Raw genomic sequence first — 25,541 nt, 5'->3', positions numbered from 1 at the left:
GTAGAGCGAATTTTTTGTTCCATCCACACTGCGGGGTGAATAATCGTCAGCCTCTACTACTTCTGCGCTTGATTACCACGCGGCTACAGGGATTCTTTCACTTTAATCTGCGCCGGGGCCGTGAGGGCCCCGGTCCAGTACTTTATTTTATCAGCATAGGTTTACGCTTTCGCCGCTACATGCTCCACAATCAATGTCGCCACCAGAGACACAGCTTCGTCGATCTCTTCTTTGCTTACATACAGGTTAGGAAGCAAACGAATCACACTCGGTCCAGCCGAAACAAACAAGATGCCACGTTTCTGTCCTGCCAATACGATATCACCGATCGGCTCTGCACACTCAATGCCGACCAGCAAGCCCATGCCGCGCACTTCTTTCACAAACGAGTTGCCCGCCAGACGATTGCGCAAGGACGTCATCAGATAGTCGCCCATCTCGGCTGCACGCTCCGGCAAACGATCCTCCAGCATCGTTTCGATCGTCGCAATAACAACAGAGGATGCAAGCGGTGTGCCACCAAACGTCGTTGCATGGCTACCCGGTGTAAATGCATCACGCAGGAAGCCTTTCCCCAACATTGCGCCAACAGGGAATCCACTACCAATGCCCTTTGCAACGGTGAATACGTCCGGTTCAACACCATAATGCTCGTGAGCAAACAACTTGCCTGTACGTCCCATACCTGTTTGCACTTCGTCCACGATCATGAGCAAGCCGTGCTCGTCACACAGTTTACGCACATGTTTCACAAATTCCGGCTCCACCGGATATACTCCACCCTCGGCCTGAACCATCTCCAGCATAATCGCTGCGGTCTTCGGTCCAATCGCCGCTTCAAGTGCAGGAATATCATGCAAAGGCACAGTTACAAATCCGGCTGGCAGTGGCAAAAATCCTTCTTTCACCTTATCCTGCCCGGTTGCCGTCAGTGTTGCCAATGTCCGTCCATGGAACGATTGAGCAAAGGTAATCACTTCGTACCGATCTTCACCCTTCACCTTCTGCTGATAACGACGTGCCACTTTGATCGCCGCTTCGTTCGCTTCAGCGCCGCTGTTGCAGAAAAAGACCGCGTCAGCGCAGGTGTTGGCTGTCAGCAAAGCTGCTGCCTTTTCCTGTCCTGGAATCTGGAACAAGTTAGATACGTGCCACAGCTCATCGATCTGAGCTTTCAACTTCGCTCCGACTTTCTCCGGTGCATGGCCCAGGCTTGTTACAGCAAGTCCACACATGAAATCGAGATAGCGGTTCCCCTGATCGTCCCATAACCAGCTGCCTTTACCTTTGACCAAGCTAATTGGATACCGTGCATACGTTTGAAAAAGTGAGCTTTCCGTCGGTGACGCTGCACCTGTTGCTGCTGCCCCTGCTACGGCTGTGCCAGAACCTGGCTGTTCGTTGCCTTTTGCCATGACCATATCACTCCTTGTCGATTCGTACACTGCGATCCATTATGAGAAAACCTTTATTTACACGGGGGTTACTCCGATGACAGAACAACCTTTCAATCGCTGTTATCCCCAGATTTTTCGGATTCCCTTTCCTAAAGGGAAAATCCGGTGATAAAGGCGACCGCTCCGCTTTTTCAGGTTTTTTCTGTCCTCTCCGTTTTTGTGTAAACAAATAGTTCAACAATGATATAAAGAAAAAATCCGACTATACACGAGCGCTTCGCTATTCAGGTTTTTTCTACCCTCTGCGTTAACGTGTAAATTCAACTTCTCATAAAAACACCGTGTACAAATTCTTTTTTATATAAATAAAAGCCTAAAGTCTGAATTTCGTATTACATCTACTGCATTCGGATAATTCGTGTACCGATCGTCTCGCCGCCAAGCACACGGCTCAGGATCTGCGGCTCGCTTCCGTCCACGATAATAACCTCGCGTACCTCGCCGTGAATGCAAGCAATCGCTGCGCGAACCTTCGGGATCATGCCGCCATAGATCTCGCCGGTTTGAATCATATCCTCGATCTCCTGAACGGATACGGATGGCAGCACTTTTTTCTCGCCGCCGATCGTCTTCATAATGCCCGGTACATCTGTCACAACGATCATTCGACTTACGCCGAGATGTGAAGCCACCGCTCCGGCAGCGGTATCTGCATTAATATTGTAGCGCTGTCCGCTCGCATCAACACCTACGGGTGCAATAACGGGCATATAGCCCATGTTTACGATCCCCTGGATAATCTCAGCTTTGACGCTTGTTACATCACCAACCCAGCCGATTTCGGCATGGTTTGCTACCGGTTTCGCTTGAATGAGACCGCCGTCGACACCAGATACTCCCAAAGCCTGACCGCCCACACGCTGGATCAAACGTACAATCTGTTTGTTAATGCTACCTGCCAGCACCATTTCCACAACGTCCAATACAGGCTCGGTGGTCTTACGCAAACCATTTACAAATTCGGTTTCGATCCCAAGCTTTGCCAAGTTATCAGAAATTGCCGGGCCGCCGCCATGAACGATGACCGGGCCGTTTCCCGAGGACTGCAAATCACGCAGATCCGCAAAGAAAGACTCTGGCAACGCAGCCAGTGTACTGCCTCCACATTTCATCACAAACATCTGTTTTTCCGTACCTGCTTCCGTTACAGTACTGCCGTTCGGCATGGTTGAATTCACGGGGCAAGACTCCTTTCTAATGGGGTTATAAAGGATTAACACCAATATAAAAGATATTGATAAACGCTGGCCGTTCCAGATTCGGATCGTTCTTTCGATCGCCGTTGTCTCCAGGTTTTTCTGATCCCCTTTTTCCAAAGGGAAAACCCGGAGACAAATGCGAACGCTACGCTTCTACAGAATCGATTCCGCCTCTTCCACTATATTCGTTTATTGTTTATATTTAAAAGTTTAATCCTTATAAACATTTTTTACATCTATGATGGTACGCAGCTTTCTAAGAGATGAAGCTGCAAGTTCAGTACCTTTAATAACGTTCGGGTACTTTAACAAATGTTCAGGTAAATATGATTTCATGATGAGACTCACATCAATGAGTTCGAGCATGAATTAAAACAATCATATCTATAACAAAACTTCTAATTACGTACGATACGCTGCATTAATTCGCACATAGTCATACGTCAGGTCGCATCCCCAGGCTACAGCGTTGCCTTCACCGTGATGCAGGTCAACTACAATACGTACTGTATCGGTCTGCAAGTATGCCAGCGCCGCTTCTTCATCAAACACAACAGGACGAGACTGTGCGAGCACAGAGATGTCACCGAGACGGATATCTACCGCATCCGGGTTTACGGGTTGGCCTGCACGGCCTACAGCAGCAATAATCCGGCCCCAGTTTGCATCAGCCCCAAACATCGCGGATTTCACCAAGCTTGAGCCGATTACCGTTTTGGCAATGGCTTGTGCAGATTCATCACTAACCGCACCCGTCACTTCCACTTCCACCAGCTTGGTTGCTCCTTCACCATCACGCGCAATCGCTTTGGCAAGCACTTGGCATACATATGTGAACCCGGCAGCAAATGCCTCCCAATCCGGGTGATCCATCGTCAGCTCTTCATTACCTGCATAACCGCTGGACATCGCTACGAGCATATCGTTCGTGCTCGTATCACCGTCTACAGTAATCATGTTGAATGTATGGTTGGTCGCCTGGCGCAGCAGGCGCTGCAATGCTTCTGCGCCGATGACCGCGTCCGAGGTCATAAATGCCAGCATCGTGGCCATATTCGGATGAATCATCCCCGAGCCTTTGGCCGCTCCCGCAATTGTTACCGTCTTGCCGCCAACTACGACGGAGACGCAAGCTTCCTTTTTCACCAAATCGGTAGTCAGAATCGCTTGTGAAAATTGTTCTGCTTCGTTCGTTTCCTTGCCCAGCTGCTCTGAAAGCGCCTTGATGCCCGAATGTACCGCATCCATCTTCAGTAGTTCACCGATGACCCCCGTGGAAGCCACAGCTACGTCCTCTTCAGCCACGCCCAGTTCACGAGCCGCTGCCGCTCGCATCGCATATGCATCTTCTTCACCCTGCTGTCCTGTGCAAGCATTGGCATTACCGCTATTTACAATCACAGCCTGTAACCGTCCGTTTCTCAGGCTTTCCCGAGTGACTTTGAGCGGAGCAGCCTGAAACACGTTTGTCGTATAAACCGCTGCAGCGGTCGCAGGAATATCACAACGAATCGCTCCGATGTCGTTGCGTGATGTTTTTTTCAAACCACAGTGCAGTCCTCCTGCCGAGAATCCGCCTGGCGTAACGATGGTTCCATTTTCAACTACGGTAAAAGCTTGATGCTCCACTTTTGTTCCCATATCATATCCCCCGTATGCGTTCAGCCATATGCTGATGAACCGCCTGCTTCAACTGAAACTCCCCCAACTGATACCCATGCCTTATGACTTTTAGATGAAACACCGCTTCTTCGCGCGCTCCCCCTGCGATGTTCAAAAGCCACATGTTATGGATATACTGGTGTCATGTTCAGCCCGAGGTTTTCCTCCCATCCCATCATCAGGTTCATATTTTGAATCGCTTGCCCGGATGCACCCTTCACCAGGTTGTCGATCACCGAAATGATCGTCAAACGCCCGGTGCGCGGGTCTACCGAAAATCCGATATCACAATAGTTAGATCCAGACACTTCTTTTGTCGAAGGCCAAATACCCGGTTCACGTACACGTACAAAAGGTCTGTTTTCATAGTATTTACGATATAAGTCCACAATCTCCTGATCACTATGCTCACCCGTCAGCTTTGCATACATCGTACTCATAATGCCGCGTGTCATCGGCACAAGCTGTGTTGTAAAAGTTACCGTCACCGGGCTTCCGGTGATATTGCCGAGCACTTGCTCGATCTCAGGGATATGCTGATGTTTATTCAATTTGTACGCTTTAAAGTTTTCGTTCATTTCTGCATAATGGTTGGTCAGACTCGTTCCGCGCCCTGCACCGGATACGCCTGATTTTGCATCAATAATGATGGTCGATGGATCAATCCAACCCGCTTCCACCGCAGGAATCAGACCCAGCAACGTAGCTGTTGGATAACAGCCAGGATTGGATATAAAATCCTTACCTTTCACTTCATCCCCATACACCTCAGCCATACCGTATACGGCCTTCTCCAGCAATTCTGCTGACGGTGCAGGGTGTTTATACCATTGCTCATACACCGATCCGTCTTTCAAACGGAAATCACCCGACAGGTCGATCACTTTCAGTCCTGCTTCCAGCAGACTAGGTACGAGCTTCGCGCTTACGCCAGACGGGGTCGCGGTGAATACGAGATCTGCACGACTTGCGATCTCTGCCGGATCGACACCGTCGAGTGGCCTGCGAATCACGTCCGTCAAATGCGGAAACCCATCGGCGATGGACTCCCCGCTGCTGGATGAAGAGATTACCGATGTAATATCAACTTGCGGATGATTCTGAAAAAAACGAATCAGTTCCACCCCGCCGTAGCCGGTGGAACCGACGATTGCCACTCTTAATTTGTTATTCACTCTCGCTCCCCCAATCCTGTTGTATGCGCTACTTGTGCCTTGCTCAAGGCTCTCTGAATGATGACGAGAAATTTGCACTAGCACTTCAATGACAGAACAACCTTTCATTCGCTTTCCAGGTTTGTTTCTGTCCTCTCCGTTTTTTGTGCAAACATCTCGTTCATACGTATCATCAAAGCTTGAGCAGACAATTCCGTCGCTTCTATGCATATTTGTGTATTATTATACGACTCTAGTTATATAAATACAACCATCTATCATGAATTTTACACGGATTCCCAACAAATCCGAACGATATCTTTTTACCTTGCGGACGAACAAGGTTTCTTCTGTTAAAATACATAGTAGAAGGAAACATTACATAAAGAGTCTTGTTCATACACACACCTTCTCTTGAAAGGTTATATTGAGCCGGACTCCGAAGGTCATTATGAGACATGGGGGACTAAAGTGCATATCGAATCCATATTACTTATTGTGCTCCTGGGACTGAATATTATCTTCGCTGCCGCAGTCGTTTTCTTTGAACGCAAGGATGCCAGTGCTTCCTGGGCTTGGCTGCTGGTATTGAACTTTATTCCGGTCTTCGGGTTCATCCTTTATCTATTGACGGGTCAGAATCTGACCCGGTATCGCCTCTTCCAATGGAAAGAGCGCAAGAAGCTTGGCTTGGAGGAACGAATCGAGGCGCAGCTTGCCCAGCTGCAGGATAATCGCACGCCTTTCTCCAACAAGGCAACGGAAAACAGTCAGGACATGATTTATATGAACCTCAAACAAAACGGTGCGCTCCTGACAGAGCACAACGCCGTTGAGATCATCACCGATGGAACAGATAAGTTCCAGCGACTTCTGGATGACATCGAGGCGGCACAGGATCATGTGCATGTGCAATATTACATCTATCGGGGAGACAGTCTGGGCAAAAGAATCCGGGATGCGTTGATCCACAAAGCACGTGAAGGCGTGAAAGTCCGCCTGCTCTATGATGCGCTTGGCTCGCGGCGGGTAAGAAATCGCTTTTTCAAAGAACTGCGCGAAGCGGGTGGACTTGTTGAAGTCTTTTTCCCATCCAAATTCAGTCTGATTAACCTGCGGATGAATTACCGCAACCACCGTAAGATCGTTATCATTGATGGTAATCTCGGTTATACTGGCGGCTTCAACGTTGGGGATGAATATCTCGGGCTCAATTCCAAATTTGGCTACTGGCGCGATACCCACCTGCGTATACGAGGGAATGCCGTGCATGCATTGCAAACCCGTTTCCTGCTCGACTGGAACGAAGCTTCCAAACAGCATGACACACCATACGTTCCCGCTCACTTCCCTCATATCGAGGCAATAGGCCATACCGCTATGCAGATCGTATCTAGTGGACCTGACGCCGAGACTGAGCATATCAAAAACAGTTATCTTAAAATGATCAATGACGCCAAACAGTCCATTATGATTCAAACCCCGTATTTTATCCCGGATGCCAGCGTATTCGAAGCCATTCGCCTCGCCTGCCTGTCAGGGATCGATGTTCGAATTATGATTCCGAATAAACCGGATCATGCCTTTGTCTATTGGGCCACGTTGTCTTATATCGGGGAGTTGTTAAAAGTAGGGGCCAAAGCGTTTATCTACGATAATGGCTTTATCCACGCCAAGACACTGATTATTGACAGTCTCGTCGCTTCTGTCGGCACGGCTAATATTGATTACCGTAGTTTCAGGTTAAACTTCGAGGTCAATGCCTTTATGTATGATGAGACGATTGCAACGGCGCTTGTACAAACGTTCGAGCACGACCTGCATGTATCAAGAGAGTTAACGCTGGAGGAGTATCAAAATCGCAGTTTAATGATTCGTTTCAAAGAAGCGATTTCTCGTCTGCTGTCTCCGATCTTGTAAACTCGGCAGGAACCTATATAAATAACAGAACATGATTTACACAGACACTACGATGACAGAATAATCTCTCTCCTTAAAAACAAAAGCAGAACCTTCCTTTCCCGTAATCCGGGTAAAAGGAGGATCTGCTTTTTTTATATCTACCTCATGCTTTTAAACCTTAAATATGTTCACCGCGCTTAAAGCCTTCACCAAGCACCTCATGCGCATTACTAATGATGACAAACGCACCCGGGTCCACAGACCGGATCAGCGCTTTCAGTCTCGGTACTTCATTTTGCCCCACGACAACCATAAGCACGGTTCGCTGGTCGTCTGTATATCCACCTTTTGCTTCCAGCTTGGTTAGTCCACGATCCAGATCAGCCAGAATGACTTTGGTAATCGGTTCTGTCTGGTTAGAGATAATATACGCTACCTTCGAGTATCCCAGTCCCATCTCCACGGCATCAATGACTTTCCCCGTAACGTATAGCCCGATTAACGCATACAGCGACTGTTCCAGCGACAGCACAAAAGCAGCCAAAATAATGACCGTTGCATCCATGATGACAACACATAGCGAATAACTGAACCCACTGTATTTTTGCACAATACGAGCCAAGATACTCATGCCCCCGGTTGATCCCCTACCCCGGTACACGATCCCAATCCCTAGCCCCACACCAATGCCCCCATACAGAGAGCCGAGCAACGGATTCGCCGTCGGAATCTCCCAATGACTCGTCAAATATACAAAGAGCGGCAACACAATGCTGCCAAGGATGGACCGCACACCATATTGTTTACCAATCAACAGGAAACCTGCAATTAATAACGGGATGTTAATCGCCCATTGGGTATATGCCGGTTCCCAGCCGAACCACTCGTCTCCGAGGATGGATAAACCCGATACACCACCTGAAGCGATTTGATTGGGCAATAAAAATAAATTAAAGGCTACGGCAATCAAAAACGAACCCACAATAATAAACAGGGTATCGATGACGTTCCGCCATGGTCCATTCAGGGGAATAAATGTGGTTAACCTTTTTTTACGATGAGGATATGAATGTTGTTGCTCTTGCATGTTGTCGCGCTCTCCTTTTATATAACAGTTCCGTAATCTTCTTTACACCTCTTATAAATGTTCAAAAAAAAGCCCCTGTACACACCAGCATACGCTTGCGCGCACGGGTCTATACAGGAACTTGTATTAATCGGATTCTACTTTAATTTGGCTACGCAAATAACCGTCGATGAATGCATCGAGGTCGCCGTCCATCACTGCTCCTGTATTACCTGTCTCTACGCTTGTACGGTGATCCTTTACCATACTATAGGGATGGAATACATAGGAGCGAATCTGGCTTCCCCACGAAATATCCGACTGATCCCCTCGGATTTCGTCCAGTTCTTTTTTCTGCTCTTCAATTTTGCGCTCATACAACTTGGAACGAAGCATCGTCATCGCACGCTCACGGTTTTTGATCTGTGAACGTTCGTTCTGACAGGTCACAACCACTCCGGTCGGTATATGTGTAATCCGTACAGCGGAATCGGTAGTGTTAATATGCTGTCCACCCGCACCGCTTGCACGATACGTATCGATCTTGAGGTCTTCGGTACGAATGTCGATCTCGATGGTATCGTCGATCTCCGGCACCACATCACAAGATACGAAGGAAGTATGTCTACGGCCTGATGAGTCAAAAGGAGAGATCCGCACCAGACGGTGAACCCCCTTCTCTGCTTTCAGATAACCGTATGCGTTATGCCCTTTGATGGACAACGTCACACTCTTGATCCCCGCTTCATCACCCGGAAGATAATCCAGCACCTCAACCTTGAAGCCCCGTTTCTCCGCCCAGCGCGTGTACATACGGAGCAGCATCTGACCCCAGTCCTGCGACTCTGTACCACCAGCACCTGGATGAAGCTCCAGAATCGCATTCATCTTGTCATACGGCTGGTTCAGGAGAAGTTGTAATTCAAACTCTTCCAGTTTGCCTACAATTGCAGCGACACTGTTGCCAATCTCCGTAGCGAGCTCTTCGTCGCCTTCTTCATCAGCCAGCTCAGCCATCATCAATGCATCATCATAATCCTGTTGCAACTTCGCGTACTGATCTACCGAACCTTTCACTGCGTTCATCTCTGCAATGACGGCTTGCGCTTTCTCATTGTCATCCCAGAAGTCCGGAGCTGACATCTTCTCTTCAAAGTTCTCAATCATCTCTTGCTTGAGATCTAAGTCAAAGAGACCCCCTAAGGTTTGTTAATTTCTTGCCTATTTCACGCAGGTCCTGCTTCACGCTTGGATCGATCATGTGCAATTCCTCTTTTCATTAAGATAAGCTCCCCGCATCCGGGAAGTTCAACGATCAAGATCAAGTCTCGGAACCATTATACCGTAAGCCTTGCACATACTGTTACCAGCACGCGCATCAGACTTCACTCAGCGTCATATGACTATTCATATGCACCGATTACCGATTATGCATCCTTCACTTTATCTTATTGAACCCCCGGCTGCAAGGAGCCGTATAAGTCAAACGATATAGATTAAACTAACCTATCTACCATTTGGCACTTCCATAAAAGAAATGAAACTACTCTTGACCATGACAATGTTTAAACTTTTTGCCACTGCCACAAGGACAAGGGTCATTACGGCCGATTTGGTCAGAAACTTTCACCGGACGTTTCTCTGCAGGTTCACCGCTTGTCGAGATCTGACTCTCATCCACAACGGCCTGACGCTCCTGGTTGCTTTCGATCTGTGCTTTCATCACATACGTCGCCACTTCTTCCTGAATCGAAGCAATCATCTGATGGAACATTTCGAAACCTTCGAATTGGTACTCACGAAGTGGGTCTGTACCGCCGTATGCACGGAGGTGGATACCTTGGCGCAATTGATCCATCGCATCAATGTGATCCATCCACTTGCTGTCTACTGCACGAAGCACAACAACCTTCTCGAATTCACGAACCATATCTTCACCGATACGTTCTTCACGGGCATTGTACTTGTTCTGTACTTTCTCGAACAGATACTCAATGATCTCTTCAGCTTCTTTGCCCCAGAGGTCATCTTTGGTAATCGAGCCTTCATCCAGCAATTTGCTATTCATGAAGTCCGCAACCTCTTGCAGCTCCCAGTTCTCCGGAATCTCGTCACTGCAGTGTGCTTCAACGATACGCTCAATGGAAGGTTTGATCATATCCATAACGATTTGTTTAATATTTTCAGACTCCAATACCTCACGACGCTGTTTGTAGATAATCTCACGTTGCTGGTTCATGACATCATCATACTGGAGTACCACTTTACGTACGTCAAAGTTATTCCCTTCAACCCGCTTCTGCGCAGATTCAACAGCACGCGTAATCATGCGGCTCTCGATCGGCTGATCTTCTTCAAAACCAAGACGCTCCATCATGTTGAGCACGTTGTCGGCACCGAAACGTTTCATCAATTCATCGCCCAGCGACAGGTAAAACTGTGTGGAACCCGGGTCACCCTGACGTCCCGCACGACCACGCAACTGGTTATCAATCCGGCGTGATTCGTGGCGCTCTGTACCGATGATATGAAGGCCGCCAACTTCAGCAACACCTTGACCCAAAATAATATCTGTACCCCGACCGGCCATGTTCGTTGCAATCGTTACTGCACCCGCTTGACCCGCACCAGAGATAATTTCAGCTTCTTCCGCATGGAACTTCGCGTTCAAGACTTGGTGTCTGATGCCGCGACGTTTCAGCATGTCCGACAAGCGCTCCGAGTTCTCGATGGATACGGTACCCACAAGAACCGGTTGATTTTTGCTGTGTCGTTCCACGATCTCTTCTACAACAGCTTTGAACTTACCATCAATGCTCTTGTAAACCACATCCGCCATATCGTTCCGTTTGTTAGGACGGTTCGTTGGAATCTGTAGCACTTCAAGTCCATAGATCTTCTTGAACTCTTCTTCTTCCGTTTTCGCTGTACCTGTCATACCCGCAAGTTTGCGGTACATCCGGAAGTAGTTCTGGAATGTGATTGTTGCCAGCGTCATGCTCTCGTTCTGAACCTCAATGCCTTCTTTGGCTTCAATCGCTTGGTGCAATCCATCACTGTACCGACGGCCAGCCATCAGACGGCCAGTGAATTCATCAACGATCATGACTTCTTCATCCGAAACAACATAATCCACATCACGGCGCATAATGACGTTAGCTTTCAGAGCCTGTACAATGTGGTGGTTCAGCGTCACGTTAGCATGATCATACAAGTTCTCAATACCAAAAGCTTTCTCCGCTTTGGCTACGCCACCCTCAGTCAGCGCTACGGACTTCACTTTGATATCCACCGTAAAATCTTCTTCTGGCACAAGACGTTTCACAAAACGGTCCGCTGCATAATACAGGTCGGTCGATTTCTGAGCTTGTCCCGAAATGATCAATGGTGTACGTGCCTCATCGACGAGGATCGAGTCTACTTCGTCAATGATACAGAAGAACAATGGGCGTTGTACCATTTGTTCTTTGTACAGCACCATATTGTCACGAAGGTAATCAAACCCGAATTCATTGTTTGTACCATACGTAATGTCACATGCATACGCATGCTGTTTCAATGCATGGTCCATGCCGCTGAGGTTAACCCCAACTGTCATGCCCAGGAATTCATAGATTTGTCCCATCTCCTGGCTATCCCGTTGCGCCAAATAGTCATTGACTGTGACTACGTGTACACCTTTGGACATCAATGCATTCAAATATACCGGCAGTGTTCCTACCAGCGTTTTACCTTCACCCGTTTTCATCTCAGAAATACGGCCTTCGTGCAGCGCAATCCCGCCCAGCATTTGTACATCATAATGACGTTTGCCCAGTACGCGGCGTGATGCCTCACGTACGGTTGCAAATGCTTCAGGAAGAAGTTCATCCGTCGTTTCTCCCTTTTCAATCCGGGCACGGAATTCCTCCGTTTTGCCTTTTAACTGCTCATCAGACAATGCCTGAAATTGTGGTTCCAGTTTATTGATCACATCGACCGTCTTCATCAGACGTTTCACATCACGCTCGTTCATGTCTCCGAAGATCTTTTTGACAAGTCCTAACATGGTATACCCCTTTCGTGCAAAACAGAATAGACCCCCTGCTGCCGCCATGCGACACCATCGGATGGATTGTTCATCCATTTCCCCCTGGGGGTAACAAACAAAAAAACATATGAGATGAATCAACTCCAGGCTTGCCACAGTTACTCATGAAGCTGATCGTATTCACCCGGCTCTGGTTGATGGAAAACATGCCAGAATTCGAGCTATTGAATCATGTTCATGGTGCTGTGTCTGTCATTGATTATGATTAGCGATCATTCGTTGACAATTCCTCATCAGGACAATGATTCTCTTTGCATAAATTGTAACAGTTTGTAAGGGTCGCCGCAACACGCCATAGAAGACTTCTTTGAACCTCAACCCCCATATAAACCGAGTTTTAGTGCAAAAAATCATAGTCGTTATCGGAAGTGACACATTGGTTGATTTATTTCCCGAGATGTTGCAAGGATCAATCTATCATTTGTGGGAAATATGGAATTAAATTTCATAATTTCATAATAGATTTTATAATTCTATCTTTGTTTTGATTTTCCTGCTAACTTCTATTCTATTAGACGCAATAATACGGCGAATAGTTTCATCATTTTATTTCCATCTTTCAGTAAAGTCGCTATGCACAAAAGAGCCCCATCCCTAGAAGGATGGAAGCTCTCGTTAAGTTTAATTCAGGAAGCATAGGCTCCTGCTTATATTCAATTATAGGGTTAGGTTAGCTATTCAATTGAAGCGATGCTGTAAGTATACTTAACCTTGCTCAATCAAGCCATACTTGCCATCGTTCCGTTTGTAAACCACGCTTACTTCCTCATTCTCAATGTTGGAAAATACGAAGAAGTTATGGCCAACCATGTTCATCTGGAGGATCGCCTCTTCCACATCCATTGGTTTTAACATAAAACGTTTCGTACGTACAACTTCCAAATCATCATCCGTATCCGTCTCCAGTTCGGCTGTAGCTACTGTGCCTGTTGGATCTTCTACGAAGAGTGTCTTCAGGCTACCTTCTTGACGGAATTTACGGTTAATTTTCGTTTTGTGTTTGCGAATTTGACGTTCCAACTTGTCCACAACGGCGTCAATGGATGCGTACATATCATCGCTCTCATCTTCAGCACGGAGCACAAAGCCCTTCAAAGGAATCGTCACCTCAACTGTATGCAAGCCTCTAGTTGTGCTAAGTGTAACGGCACCGTCAGAGGTAAGGGGTGCATCGAAATACTTCTCGAGTCTACTCAACTTTTTGTCGACATAATCTTTCAAAGCTTCGGTAACCTCGATTTGTTGACCTCGAATACTTAAATTCATAGGGCACTCCTCCTTTATCTTTGCCACTTCATTATAACACGAATGTAAGCGCCATGTAAAAACTCCCGGTGACCGAATAATGACATCTGCTCCAGTCACATCAACCAACGTAAGTTTAACGCCGTATTTCGTGATTTTTCGCCATTTTCGAGCAAAATCACGGATTAAACTAAATTGTACATCGGGCGCTTGATCATCTATTTAACCGTTTTTGAGGTTACTCAATCTGTTATGTAAAACTAGCTTATCCTGACCCTTAATCTGTCCACGTTTTGTCCTGTAATGGGGAGATGAACTTTCCTATATTTCAAAACTCTACCAACACAAAAAAAGACCCCGGATCACCGGAGTCTGATGCTAGCGATAATTCAATTTGGTAACCATCTAACCATATATGTAGGTCGGATTGTCCGGATGATTATAATTTGATTACGTTAGCTGCTTGCGGTCCACGTGCGCCTTCGACGATGTCGAATTCTACGGATTGACCTTCTTCCAACGTTTTGAAGCCTTCGGATTGAATTGCGGAGAAGTGTACGAATACGTCGCCGCCGTCTTCAGTCTCAATGAAACCGTAACCTTTTTCTGCGTTGAACCATTTTACTTTACCTTGCATGCACTAACATTCCCTTCGTCATCAAATGAAGTGAAGCTCTGGCCAAGACCCTAGCCCACAATTCAGATGATATCACCTAATCTTATCCATTGTCAATTGGTAAAGAAAATGTTTTATTGGTATTTTTTGTAGATTTATAGGGAGAAATGTTGAAAGTTCCATGTTGGACCTTTCCAGCTAAATATAAATCACCAGTGAATATACTATTTTTTTATTGCAGTTTATTTACTTTTAACAACAACAAAAAAAGAGACCAAGAGTTCATCTTAACTCTTGGTCTTATTATAAAAGATTATTTTCTTTTATCCATAAGGTAACTATCTGCTGTATACTTCGCTTCATAGAGGTTACGTTGACTTCGTGCTGCATTCCGCTGCATTAACCACTGCTGAGCCTCATCTTTTAACGCTAGCATATGGGACTCAATCAACGCATCATGAGCAAGAATATGATTCAGCTTCGTATGTTGTTCCTGATTTGCCTTATCAGGCCCGCCCAACTTTATTAGACGTTCTACGATCGACTGTCGTTCATTCACAAAAGCTTCAGTCTCATCGGATGATTTTGCGTTAATTTCTTTTACGAAAGCATCTGTTAATATCGCGAGTTCCTCTAACAGCTGGTTTATCTGATCTTTGCTCTCCATACTACATTGTTCCCGCAGTTTGTTTATTAATCACTACCCAGGTCTCTCTTAGCTCTTGTAAATACCCTAATGCTTCCTCACCCAGACTCGAATTCTTTTTAATATTCGCCTGAATAAGCAAATGATTCGTATACTCGTATAAAGCAAACAAATCTTTAGCTACCGGGTAGGACTGATTCAAGGTTGACATTAGTTCACTAACAATTGTCTGAGCTTTACCTAAGTTCACATTTGCTTTGTAGTAATCTTTCGTTTGTATGCCATCCAATCCTGCCTTAACAAAGCGAATGGCTCCGTCATATAACATGATCACCAGCTGACCTGGTGTTGAAGTTTGTACTGAATTCTGTTTATATTTCTCATAAGGAGATTTAATCATTTCAAATCCTTCCTCCTCTTTTACTTAAAGTAGCCTGCCAAACTGGAAGATTGGGATTGGAACTGACTCATTGCTTTCTCCATCGCCGTGAATTGTTTATAATATCGCGTTTCCCAATCCGTCATTTTCCGCTCCAAGTTTGAGATACGATTGTTATAATCTTTTAATTGGTCCCCCATGATACTTTGTGTTTTCAAAGCCATGGAAGCATTCGTATCATATTTGGATGTACCCACTTTTTTCGTTAACATATCCAATGTATCACTTAACTTTTCCCTTATTTCACCAAAAATAGGCTTGCTATTCAGATCCGCGGTAGAACCGCGGAAAATATTTAACACCTTCTCTGGGTTAGCCGCTAAAGCTTCTGTTAATTTTGCTTCATCAATTTTTAGCTGGCCCTTCTCATAGTACTGCCCTGTTGTTATTCCCGCTTCGCTTAGACCTTTAAGATTGTTCGAAAGAATCAATCTCATGGAAGTTATAGCATCACTGAGAATACTATCATTTTTCAGAACACCACTTTTGGCCTTCTCTTCCCACTTCTTAATATCATCTTCCTTCATAGACTCACGCTGTTCATCTGTCAAAGGTTTAAAGCTGCGATACGTTTGTTCTGATATTTTGGAATTCATCAGTCCTAGTAATTCATTATATGAGTCCACAAAAGATTTAATGGTCTCAACAGCCTTGGTTGGGTCAGACTGGGTTGTAACTTTCGAGTTATTGCTTCCGCTTAACTCCAAGAAAGTTAATTTCACTCCATTAACCGTAAGATTATCTGTAGATGGGTTATATGTTTGAGAGCCACCTAAACTACCTGTAATGGTAACTTCTCCTTTGGTATAATCCACCTTTTTACCCGTGCCAAAATCGGCAGGCACATCAAGCTTGAGCACATCTGTCAATGAACTCGCCTTGGACTGTTTATTTACGTCCGTATCTGATATCTCTTTCCCGTATTCTTTATGTGTAATCGTAAACTTACCACTAATTTCATCGAAAGCCGCATTCACTGTTGGCATCTGTGAGTTTATTCTCGCAACCACAACCGCCATGGTATCTGTGCTAGCAAAGACAATGGTTTTATCGTTAATGTTCAGATCATATGTTGGCTGGGCACTACTTCCTGCGATATCTGCAAGAGTTGTGGCACGAGTTGCTTTCACGCCTCCAGCCTGAAGTTCTGTTGAACTTTTCATGGTAGCTTTCTCAGCAAGCTTGGTCACTTTCACTTCCATAGATGTGCTGCCTGCATCCGCATTTGCCTCCGCTTTAACAGCAGTCGAATTCCCGCTCACTGTTGCTTTTTGTGTATTTAACATCTCCGATTTACTGCCCATATCAAAGAGTTTATTACTCATTTGTACAATTTTACTGTTTAGCTCTCTATAGCTGTCTCGAGTCCAGTCAAATATTTGCTTCTGTTGTTTCAATTTATCCAAAGGAGCACGTTTAACCGTCATCAACGACTTGACCATACTGTCAATATCCATACCCGAAAATCCATTAATCCTTGATACCATTTATCTCACCCTCCTATACCTTTTCATCAATCACAATCCCTGCAATTTCCATCATCTTGGCTACCAGATCAAGTGTTTTCTCAGGCGGAATCTCTCGAAGGACTTCTCCGGTTTCCTTATTAAGCACCTTAACCATAATCTGATGCGTTTTCTCATGTACGCTCATCTCTAATGTCGTTGTAGGGCCTTGTAGCGCTTTAACCGCTCTGTCAATCGCCCTGATGAGTTGTTCATCACCAGGTGGAATGTTCAAACCTTGCCGTTCCAATTTGGATAAATCTGTTCCGTTTCTAACCGATTGCAATAACATGCTGTCCTGATTACTACGAGGCTCAACTGGTTTATTATTTGTAGCCGAAGAAGTTCCAGTCACATTGGTAGAAAGTGAAAACTGTAGATTCATCATTCATCCCCCGATGGAATTATTTATTATATTTATCGGTAAGCGTAAAGTGAGAATGAAGAGAATTATAGTAAAATTAAGATTTCATCTTAGCGATCGACTCAGTTGAGCGTCAGATCCGGATTGAACCCAAGCAGCTGAAGGGAACCTCTCCCTCATAGCTTTTTCAACTTTCATCATAGATTCTTTATCACTATTACTCTCGTAAAGTCTAAAGTTGCGCTCATACGCCTCATAACTGGAATCCACGTTCAATAATTTGGTATAGAACATTTCCGCATCTTCAAGATAGTTATTTCGGAGACACAAATCCCCTAAGAGCCTTATAATCTCCGGATGATTTGGTGATTCCTTATACATTACAACCAACATATCAATCGCTAACTCGTCAAATCTATATTCACTGAGAATTTTACATATATTCAAAATGTGTTTAGAGTCATGATCTATCAGTTTTTGAGCCAGTTCCTGAAAAAGTTCAAACTCCTCGATCATGATCAGTTGTTTACATAGTGTGAATAGAACATTTTGCAACGATGTGTTAATAGAGCCTGTCATCTTCTCATCTTCAAAGAGTTGTTTGATTATTTTCATCTCTTTAATTCCCAAATTCATTGCAAATTGAATCTTATCCATTACACTCTTGTCCTTAAATACATATGCCAACAGTAGTACATCTTGTATATTTTCTCTATTCCCCAAGTTATTAATATCTTCCAAAGCTGTTCTCATGAGATTCTTGTCTTTACTATATATCTTGGCAATCGTATGAATATGAGACTCCGTGGTGATGTTGAATTTGCTCAAATAGTGGTTCAACAACGAATGACGCAAACTGTACAAAATATTCATTAAATTCTGGAGATCCTCTATGGTGTTTAGACTATAGTACTCCTCTATAATATGTTTGCATTCGTCTAAAGGTTGATTAATTTTAAGGCTGAACTGTAAGTAATCCTGTAGTACATTTGCGGCGTTCCCTTTTACCTTCATGGCGTTAATTCTCTCCGAGTAACTTTTATCCAATTGGTTCGTTTTCTCATACATATCCGCCAATTGAAGATACGCCATGTAACTTCCGCTACCGTCGGTAACCATCGTACCTTGATCCCCTAATTCAACACATTGATGAAAACATGTTTCGGCGTCTTTGAAGTAACCATGCCTCGCATATATAACGCCTTGAATGTATTTCATCTCCGTTTCTGAGGGGAAGATCTTCGTGGCATCAACCAGTATAGCAACGGCATCATCAAATTGACCGGTCTCATGAAGTGCAAATGCTAACTTTGTGAGCAGTTCAGGAATATATGCTTTATCTTTGGCGAGCGAATACGATTTTTGAAAATACGGAACAGCCTTTTTAAAATCATTCATACCAAAGTAAGTTTTCCCCATATTATAGAGGTTATATGCTGTAGGATTCTCCTGGACTTCCAGTTTCATTAGGGGCAGATTGCGCTTATGTTTCTTCTCTTCCAATATCTCTTCATCCATGTATCCCACATGCTGAATCGTAGATGCCGAGATAACCCCACTATATTTCGAGTTGTTTTCCAGTATGTTGAGATGCTCATGCAATCTGTTTTCATACTTAAGACCAATATGATTTCGGAACAATCTCACGGCCGTGTGTATAAATGATCTATTAAATTTCATGTGATTATTAATATTAAATACATAATAATCATAGTCTTTCTTTAAATCCTCTTGCAGATCTACATTTGCTTCAAAGTATTCATCTGCATCCATGATCAGAATATAATCTGATTTCGCTTGCTCAATCGCAAAGTTTCTCGCCGCAGAAAAATCATTCACCCAATCGTAGGAATAAATATTATTGGTATACTTTTTGGCGATATCGATAGTTCTATCAGATGATCCTGTGTCCACGATAATAATCTCATTAACCAAATGCTTTGCACTCTCTAAGCAACGCTCTAAGTACAGCTGTTCATTTTTAACAATCATGCAAAGGGAAACCGATTTGTTCATTATATCCACTCGTCTCTTCAATAGTATTATATGAATTAATTAGATCCCACTACATTGCAAATTATAGATCCAACGTTACTCTGACCATACCTGAACTTCAATTTATATGAATGAGCATGAGGCTTAACCCACAGAACCTGAGTATCCACTATCTCTATTTTTTTTGTTTTAATCTTTCTTAGAACACCATTTATTTAAAATAAAATACTCACATTGAAATATCTAATCCCTTATGACACATCATTCCAAGTACGTACGATATGGATTATACGAAGCATAGTAAAAAAGGTTGTCGATGTGAAAATCGACAACCTTTTCTTACCAATAGATGCTGAGTTAAAATTAACGCAACAATTGCAGAACAGCTTGTGGCTGTTGGTTTGCTTGTGCCAACATCGCTTGGGAAGCTTGAGCCAAGATGTTGTTTTTCGTTTGGTTCATCATTTCTTTCGCCATGTCTACGTCACGAATACGGGATTCAGCAGCAGACAAGTTCTCGGAAGTTGTTCCCAAGTTGTTGATTGTGTGCTCCAAACGGTTTTGGTAAGCACCCAGTTTAGCACGCTCTGTGGAAACTGTTGCGATTGCCGTATTGATAGTTGTAATCGCAGCATTCGCAGAAGCTTGGGAAGAGATACTGATACCGCCAGTTACAGCTGCATCTGCAGAACCGTTTGCAGAAGTAGATCCAGTTGCTGCACCTACTGCCAGACTAGCTGCATCCATAGCACTGATTGTAAGTGTGATGCTTTGACCTGCGTTCGCACCAATGTGGAACGTAAGGTTAGCTGCACTAGTTACACCAGAAGCACCGTCAGCAAAACCGTTAAGCAATTTCTTCGTATTGAACTCAGTTGTGTTCGAGATACGAGTGATCTCTTTAGCCAACTCGTCCACTTCGTTTTGAAGAGCTGTACGGTCTGTATCTGTGTTTGTATCATTGGAAGATTGAACTGCGAGCTCACGCATACGTTGCAGAATGGAGTGAGTTTCGTTCAAAGCACCCTCAGCTGTTTGAATCAAGGAAATGCTGTCTTGACCGTTTTTAGTAGCCATATCCAAACCGCGGATTTGACCGCGCATTTTTTCGGAGATTGCCAAACCTGCAGCATCGTCACCGGCACGGTTGATACGCAGACCGGAAGACAATTTTTCGATAGCTTTGTTCGTGTTTGTTGTGTTTGCATTCAATTGACGATGAGTGTTCATCGCAGCAATATTGTGGTTGATAATCATTTGGAATTTCCTCCCTGAAAATAAATTAGTTCCACATCCTTGTGGTAAACGCTGCAACTTTAAGGTCGGCCGCCCTGCCGAAGCAACGTCTAAATAATATATCGACAGGAAGCAATCAAGTGTTTATAGCAAATTGGAATATTTTTATTTTTTTTTGCTCTCCATTCCTTGCAATAGTTCCATAAACGCTGCAACGCTAGGAGCATCTGGTGTGACTGATTCCCGGTTTGCTTCCTGGATGGATGCATATACTTCTTTTCGAAAGATATCAATCTGTTTGGGAGCAGAGATGCCGATTCTTACCGTATCTCCTTCTACAGCAAGAACGGTTACTTCGATGTTATCCTGAATGATAATGGATTCCCCTTTTTTGCGCGACAGTACTAACATATTAGTCTCCCCCCTTCGTTGGAGTCAGTTCTTCCGTCCAAATGAGATGCCTGGTCATATAACCTGATTGCTGGAGGACAACCTGCTTCCCTACTCTTTTGACTGGATTAATGACTACTGGAGCCAACAAATTCATGGTTGATTTTGTGATTTCGGAATGAATCGTAACGATCGAAAATACAGCAACATCCTCTTTGATTTCTAACTCTTCTTTATCTTCGTTGCTGAGTTCAAAACTATAATCCTGCCTGAATTCAAACGGACTAACCACCAAAAATGAAAGTTCTCTTTCTTTTACCGATTGTAAATAGCAGAAAGGTGTATCTTCCCAAGGAATTAACGCAAATGCGGTTTCATTCTCAAAACCAGGCAGACCTTTTGGAAATTGATATATACTTTTTTCATCGACCTCAATCTTGCCCCAAGTACTTGTCTCAATAAAAATGATAAACGCCTCCCTGGCGATAGTAATTTTAGATAAAAAAAGCTATAGCGGATACTTACAACCGTCTATAGCTCTATAGTATAACTTATAATCCGATATCTATTGAAGGCGGGGTATACTGTATGGAAGCATATTGCTGCACATAGATATCCAGTTTCCCGCGTTGATACTCGATCTCAGGTTTGTTCACGGTGACGTTCATCTCCGATTCACCTGCTTCAAAACGAACGTCAGGCGCTCTTGTATTAATACGAATACTTACATTATCCATAGATGCAGGCGTACGTGTCTCTGGAAAAGGTCTCGCTTGCCAGTTCGTCCCTACAATATTAGCGATAGTATTACCTGGCTTATGGATTGCCGCAAGCTCATTCCCTTGTTGTACACGCTCAGCCATGTTTTGTAGAAAAATCTGCTGAATGCCGGAATAGATTCGGGCATTCATATCAAACATATTTCCTCCATGATAGGCTGAGAAGGCCTTGGACTGATCAATATTAAGATCAATTGGATGGCTTTGTATCGTTAATTTTCCAGGCTTCGTATGGAGCTCTACATCTGCTTTCGGTTGCCTGATGCTGTACTGCCCCATGTCCGCATCCATATGAAGTACTGTAGGCGTTGTCTGGATTTGCAGCATTGGAATACGACTCAAGAGGATCTCCCCTTTATCTCAGAAAGTCAACCAAGGATTGGGATATGATTTTCGCTCCTGTAGATAGAGAAGCATTGTAGATATTTTCCTGAATTTTAGATTTAATGGACAATTCAGCATAATCGGCATCCTCGACCTTGGACTGTAGATCGGACAAATTCACTTCAAGATCATCCAGTCTGCCTTGCATTAGTTCTATACGATTCGTTTTTGCACCAATCTCTGCTCGAATGGAAAGCATTTGGTTTGTCCGCGTATCAATATTGTTAAGTTGATTCGATAATTCCTTCTGATCGCCGCTGGCGAGAGCCTGACTAATGGTATTAAAGATGACAAACAAGTTATCTGCATCAGTAGCGTTTCCAAACACTTCATTGCCGGTCACATTAATCGGAAGCTGAACAGCTTCACCCACAATAAAATTAATCTTGCCTGTATCGGTAAGAACTGAAGCGGCAGCAGATGTGTCAAATGATCCATCCGCGCTTGTAGGGAAATCGTACGGCTTAACGTCATACGTTTCGCCATTGAAAATATATTTCCCGTTCAGTGTACTGTTCGAAATATCTATGAGCTGAGCTTTTAACTGTTTCACTTCTTGATTGATGCTATCCAAAGCAGACTGAGGATTAGTACCCGTTGAAGCCTGTACCGTTAGTTCTCTCAAACGCTGTACCACGCTTCCTGCCTGATCCATAACGGTGTCATTGAAGTCCAGCCAGGATATCGCACTGTCCACATTCTTCTGATACTGCTCATTAGACGATAATTCCGCACGGTAGCGAAGAGAATAGGTGATTCCAACCGGATCATCGGATGGCTTGTTAATTTTACGCCCCGTGGCCAATTGAGTTTGTGTAGTGTTCATCTGCTGCGCATTTCGGTTCAGGTTAAGAATCAACTGTGAACTCAACATGTTATTGGTAACTCGCATCTTCTTTAGTCCTCTCCTTTCTTATTATCTGCCTACCATACCGGTAGAGTTGATTAATTTATCAAGCAGTTGGTCATATGTGGTCATAAATCGAGCAGATGCACTATACGCATGCTGAAACTTGATCATGTTCCCCATCTCTTCATCCAAAGATACGCCGCTAACAGATTGACGACGCGTATCTACCTGTTGTACAAGAAACTCTGAGTTGGAAGTCTGACGGGCAGCTTCCTGAGATTGAACACCAAGTTGACCTATAATAGCACTAAATTGGGCTCCAATCGTTGCATTACGCAAGCCATCGGCTGATTTCATTGGTGTATCTTTTAAATTAGCAAGCAGATTAGCCAAGGTATTGTTACCTTTAATGACTGTTTCCGTTCCAGATGTAGTTGTTGTTCGCAGCGAAGTCGCAATCTTATTGGGGTCAGCTAATATCTGAGCATTCAAGGAAATATTCCCGGCAGTAATTGCGGTTCCGCCTCCAGCCGCAGTAAAGAATGGCAATCCTCCAGTGTTAGTTCCATCCATGCTGTACCCGAGCTGGTGCAATCCATTTAAACCTTTCACAGTAACCTTCAGATCACTAGTCAATGTTCGTGCAGCTCCTGTGTATGTAACACCACCTAGGATGGTATTATCCGGCAAAACGGAACCCGCAGGTATCGTTAATTCGATATCACCGTTAGCTAGCGTATTCGCTAACTCATCCATTTGCTTACGGTAGTCGCTCACTAGCGTATCTCTCGATTTAATCATGCCATGAACCTCACCGTTGGTGAGCGTACCGGCTGCATATGCATTATTCAAAAACGCAGAATCGACCACTGCTTGTACCGTTCCGCCAGTCACAAGCTCTTGTCCATTCATTTGAACCTGATAACCCTGTGGTGAATCCGTGACGGTAATATTCATGATTTTGGACAGCTTGTCTGTAATTAAATCACGTTGGTCACGTAAGTCGTTTGCGTTATCACCAAGAGATTCAACTTTGACGATTGCACTGTTCAGATTCGCAATGTTACCCAGGTAACCTTGAATTTCATTGCTTTTTACCGCAATATTACTGTCCAGATCCTGACTTAGAGAGTCTAATTGGCGACTAATCTGGTTCATCGCGTCGGTAAGAGCCAGTGTAGTCTCTTTAACAATCCGACGAGCCGTAACGTCTTCCGGATTTTTACTCAGATCAGACCATGATTTATAGAAGTTATCCATAACTGTCCGGAAGCCCGTATTCGATGGCTCGTTCACAATCGCTTCAAGTTTCTCCAGTGTATCCCGTTGAATTGACCAACTCCCGAAGTTGGTATTCTCATTGCGATACTGGTCATCCAGAAATTTCTCCCGAACACGTGTGATGGAGTCGAACTCTACCCCAGTCCCGAGTTGTCCCGGCGATGTACTGTGCAAAAACGCAAACGGCTCCATAGGAATGGAAGCCTGCATATTCACCTTCTGACGTGAGTACCCTTCCGTGTTGGCATTGGCTACGTTATGGCCTGTTGTGCTAAGAGCGGTCGTCTGTGCGAACAAACTGCGTTTAGCCGTTTCGATTGAATGAAATGTAGATGTCACCTGGTTTCCCCCTATTTAATCAGGCACGCGTGTCGAACAGACCTATTCGTCCTGGATTGCCTTGCTTATCAGCAGGATGCTGATAAGTTGCATCCTGTTCAGGTCTGGAAGCAAACATGTCCATCGATAGATCAATGAACATTAACGATTGCTCGATCAGCTTTTGGTTTAGTTGATTGATGTCTTTCAACTCTTGTAATGTTCCCGCTAGCTTCTTCTGGACTTCAAACAATCGCTGTTTGTCAGCCGGATCAAAGATCAGCTTGGAAATCTCGGTAATATTCAGGTTCAACATCGACTTGATGCCACGCTCCTGAAGAAGTTCATGAACAGCATGTAGTCGTTCTGTCTCAAGCGGCTCCTGCTGTTTCATAAACTTAGATTCCTTATTCATGATAGCGATAAGCTGGTCTACATCATTTTTGACGATAACTTCTCGTTTCACCTGACTGAGTGCCAGCATCTCACAGTGACTTTGCTCCATCTGTTCTAAAACTGCAATTAATCTGTCCAGTGCTGCCATTACATAATCACCTATTCCTTATCAAAAGACTTGAAATACGGTAGCAACTTGTCCGCAAGCTTGCTACTGTCCACCTGGTATGTCCCCGAGCTTACCTGCTCTTTCAACTCCTGAATCCGTTGTAACCGTCCTGCATCTTGCGTACGTCCTTGTTCTTCGAGCATTTTCATCGCCTCCGGAGAAATGGATACTTCATCCTTACGGCGGCTTTTCTTGTTCTCAGCCTGCTGGTTGGATTCAACATTCCTCTGATATGAATTGATGGCTCCAATTCGACTCGGTTCATTGATTTTCATTCGAAGTGCACTTCCTTTCAGATAAAATATAATGATCTACGTTTTTCTTTCTTTATCTTTATGTGTTTGAAATGAGTAGGATAATAAAAAAAACCGATAATCTTTAATAAGTTTATCGGTACG

The 25,541-nt window shown here is 44.4% G+C and carries 23 protein-coding genes; 1 reads left to right on the top strand and 22 read right to left on the bottom strand.

The genetic code is table 11. The annotated features are described in order from the left end of the window. Positions 1–161: 161 nt before the first annotated feature. From M3629_RS19380 to argC, 4 genes are all read right to left on the bottom strand, one after another. The gene (locus tag M3629_RS19380) at positions 162–1,415 is read right to left on the bottom strand and encodes an aspartate aminotransferase family protein (protein WP_251509636.1); all 1,254 of its coding nucleotides are present in this window, start codon (positions 1,413–1,415) and stop codon (positions 162–164) included. A 380-nt stretch (positions 1,416–1,795) separates the two neighbouring features. After that, entirely contained in the window at positions 1,796–2,623 is an 828-nt protein-coding gene (gene argB, locus M3629_RS19375) for an acetylglutamate kinase (RefSeq protein WP_251509678.1), read from the bottom strand. Positions 2,624–3,058: 435 nt separating this feature from the next. Next, positions 3,059–4,297, bottom strand: coding sequence for a bifunctional glutamate N-acetyltransferase/amino-acid acetyltransferase ArgJ (gene argJ / locus M3629_RS19370; protein WP_251509635.1), 1,239 nt, complete (start codon positions 4,295–4,297; stop codon positions 3,059–3,061). 146 nt (positions 4,298–4,443) lie between these two features. Then, on the bottom strand, positions 4,444–5,493 hold the full coding sequence (argC, locus tag M3629_RS19365) for an N-acetyl-gamma-glutamyl-phosphate reductase (protein WP_251509634.1): 1,050 nt from the start codon (positions 5,491–5,493) through the stop codon (positions 4,444–4,446). Between the two features lie 450 nt (positions 5,494–5,943). Between argC and cls the strand changes: the two genes are divergently transcribed. Continuing rightward, positions 5,944–7,392 (top strand): cardiolipin synthase, encoded by a 1,449-nt coding sequence (gene cls / locus M3629_RS19360; protein ID WP_251509633.1) that lies wholly within the window; start codon positions 5,944–5,946, stop codon positions 7,390–7,392. Between the two features lie 160 nt (positions 7,393–7,552). Here cls and M3629_RS19355 read toward each other — a convergent pair whose 3' ends face one another. The 18 genes from M3629_RS19355 to flgM all read right to left on the bottom strand — a co-directional run bounded on the left by M3629_RS19355 (position 7,553) and on the right by flgM (position 25,418). Then, positions 7,553–8,461: a YitT family protein gene (locus M3629_RS19355; protein WP_251509632.1), complete on the bottom strand. Its 909-nt coding sequence runs from the start codon at positions 8,459–8,461 to the stop codon at positions 7,553–7,555. 126 nt (positions 8,462–8,587) lie between these two features. Beyond that, positions 8,588–9,701, bottom strand: a protein-coding gene (gene prfB / locus M3629_RS19350) for a peptide chain release factor 2 (RefSeq protein ID WP_251509597.1) whose coding sequence is annotated in 2 segments (ribosomal slippage) — positions 8,588–9,628 and positions 9,630–9,701 — 1,113 coding nt in all. Because the reading frame shifts where the segments join, the coding sequence is not laid out codon by codon here. 282 nt (positions 9,702–9,983) lie between these two features. Next, positions 9,984–12,488 carry a preprotein translocase subunit SecA gene (gene secA, locus M3629_RS19345; protein WP_251509549.1) on the bottom strand — a complete coding sequence of 835 codons (2,505 nt, stop codon included), beginning with the start codon at positions 12,486–12,488 and terminating at the stop codon, positions 9,984–9,986. A gap of 747 nt (positions 12,489–13,235) precedes the next feature. Next, entirely contained in the window at positions 13,236–13,796 is a 561-nt protein-coding gene (gene hpf, locus M3629_RS19340) for a ribosome hibernation-promoting factor, HPF/YfiA family (RefSeq protein WP_251509546.1), read from the bottom strand. A 418-nt stretch (positions 13,797–14,214) separates the two neighbouring features. Then, on the bottom strand, positions 14,215–14,412 hold the full coding sequence (locus M3629_RS19335; protein ID WP_024631599.1) for a cold shock domain-containing protein: 198 nt from the start codon (positions 14,410–14,412) through the stop codon (positions 14,215–14,217). A gap of 292 nt (positions 14,413–14,704) precedes the next feature. Beyond that, positions 14,705–15,058 (bottom strand): flagellar protein FliT, encoded by a 354-nt coding sequence (locus M3629_RS19330; protein ID WP_251509544.1) that lies wholly within the window; start codon positions 15,056–15,058, stop codon positions 14,705–14,707. A 1-nt stretch (position 15,059) separates the two neighbouring features. Next, positions 15,060–15,437, bottom strand: a complete 378-nt coding sequence (gene fliS / locus M3629_RS19325) for a flagellar export chaperone FliS (protein ID WP_090922951.1) — start codon at positions 15,435–15,437, stop codon at positions 15,060–15,062. Positions 15,438–15,457: 20 nt separating this feature from the next. Continuing rightward, positions 15,458–16,963 (bottom strand): flagellar filament capping protein FliD, encoded by a 1,506-nt coding sequence (gene fliD / locus M3629_RS19320; protein WP_251509542.1) that lies wholly within the window; start codon positions 16,961–16,963, stop codon positions 15,458–15,460. Between the two features lie 13 nt (positions 16,964–16,976). Next, the gene (locus tag M3629_RS19315; protein ID WP_251509677.1) at positions 16,977–17,366 is read right to left on the bottom strand and encodes a flagellar protein FlaG; all 390 of its coding nucleotides are present in this window, start codon (positions 17,364–17,366) and stop codon (positions 16,977–16,979) included. Positions 17,367–17,450: 84 nt separating this feature from the next. After that, entirely contained in the window at positions 17,451–19,361 is a 1,911-nt protein-coding gene (locus M3629_RS19310) for a glycosyltransferase (RefSeq protein ID WP_251509540.1), read from the bottom strand. A 342-nt stretch (positions 19,362–19,703) separates the two neighbouring features. Continuing rightward, on the bottom strand, positions 19,704–20,597 hold the full coding sequence (hag, locus tag M3629_RS19305; protein ID WP_251509537.1) for a flagellin Hag: 894 nt from the start codon (positions 20,595–20,597) through the stop codon (positions 19,704–19,706). Between the two features lie 144 nt (positions 20,598–20,741). Then, complete coding sequence (csrA, locus tag M3629_RS19300) at positions 20,742–20,987, bottom strand: carbon storage regulator CsrA (protein ID WP_251509535.1); 246 nt, start codon at positions 20,985–20,987, stop codon at positions 20,742–20,744. Position 20,988: 1 nt separating this feature from the next. After that, positions 20,989–21,402 (bottom strand): flagellar assembly protein FliW, encoded by a 414-nt coding sequence (gene fliW / locus M3629_RS19295; protein WP_353056761.1) that lies wholly within the window; start codon positions 21,400–21,402, stop codon positions 20,989–20,991. A gap of 115 nt (positions 21,403–21,517) precedes the next feature. After that, positions 21,518–22,087, bottom strand: a complete 570-nt coding sequence (locus M3629_RS19290) for a DUF6470 family protein (RefSeq protein WP_251509533.1) — start codon at positions 22,085–22,087, stop codon at positions 21,518–21,520. 13 nt (positions 22,088–22,100) lie between these two features. Further along, positions 22,101–23,021 (bottom strand): flagellar hook-associated protein FlgL, encoded by a 921-nt coding sequence (gene flgL / locus M3629_RS19285; protein WP_251509531.1) that lies wholly within the window; start codon positions 23,019–23,021, stop codon positions 22,101–22,103. Positions 23,022–23,045: 24 nt separating this feature from the next. After that, on the bottom strand, positions 23,046–24,599 hold the full coding sequence (gene flgK, locus M3629_RS19280) for a flagellar hook-associated protein FlgK (RefSeq protein ID WP_251509529.1): 1,554 nt from the start codon (positions 24,597–24,599) through the stop codon (positions 23,046–23,048). Between the two features lie 19 nt (positions 24,600–24,618). After that, positions 24,619–25,122: a flagellar protein FlgN gene (locus M3629_RS19275; RefSeq protein WP_251509526.1), complete on the bottom strand. Its 504-nt coding sequence runs from the start codon at positions 25,120–25,122 to the stop codon at positions 24,619–24,621. 11 nt (positions 25,123–25,133) lie between these two features. Then, positions 25,134–25,418 (bottom strand): flagellar biosynthesis anti-sigma factor FlgM, encoded by a 285-nt coding sequence (gene flgM, locus M3629_RS19270; RefSeq protein WP_090923072.1) that lies wholly within the window; start codon positions 25,416–25,418, stop codon positions 25,134–25,136. Positions 25,419–25,541: the final 123 nt, after the last annotated feature.

The organism is Paenibacillus polysaccharolyticus (assembly GCF_023714295.1).
Lineage (GTDB): Bacteria > Bacillota > Bacilli > Paenibacillales > Paenibacillaceae > Paenibacillus > Paenibacillus polysaccharolyticus_A.
Note: the sequence above shows the minus strand (reverse complement) of the source record. Positions and strands in the feature narration are given on the sequence as shown.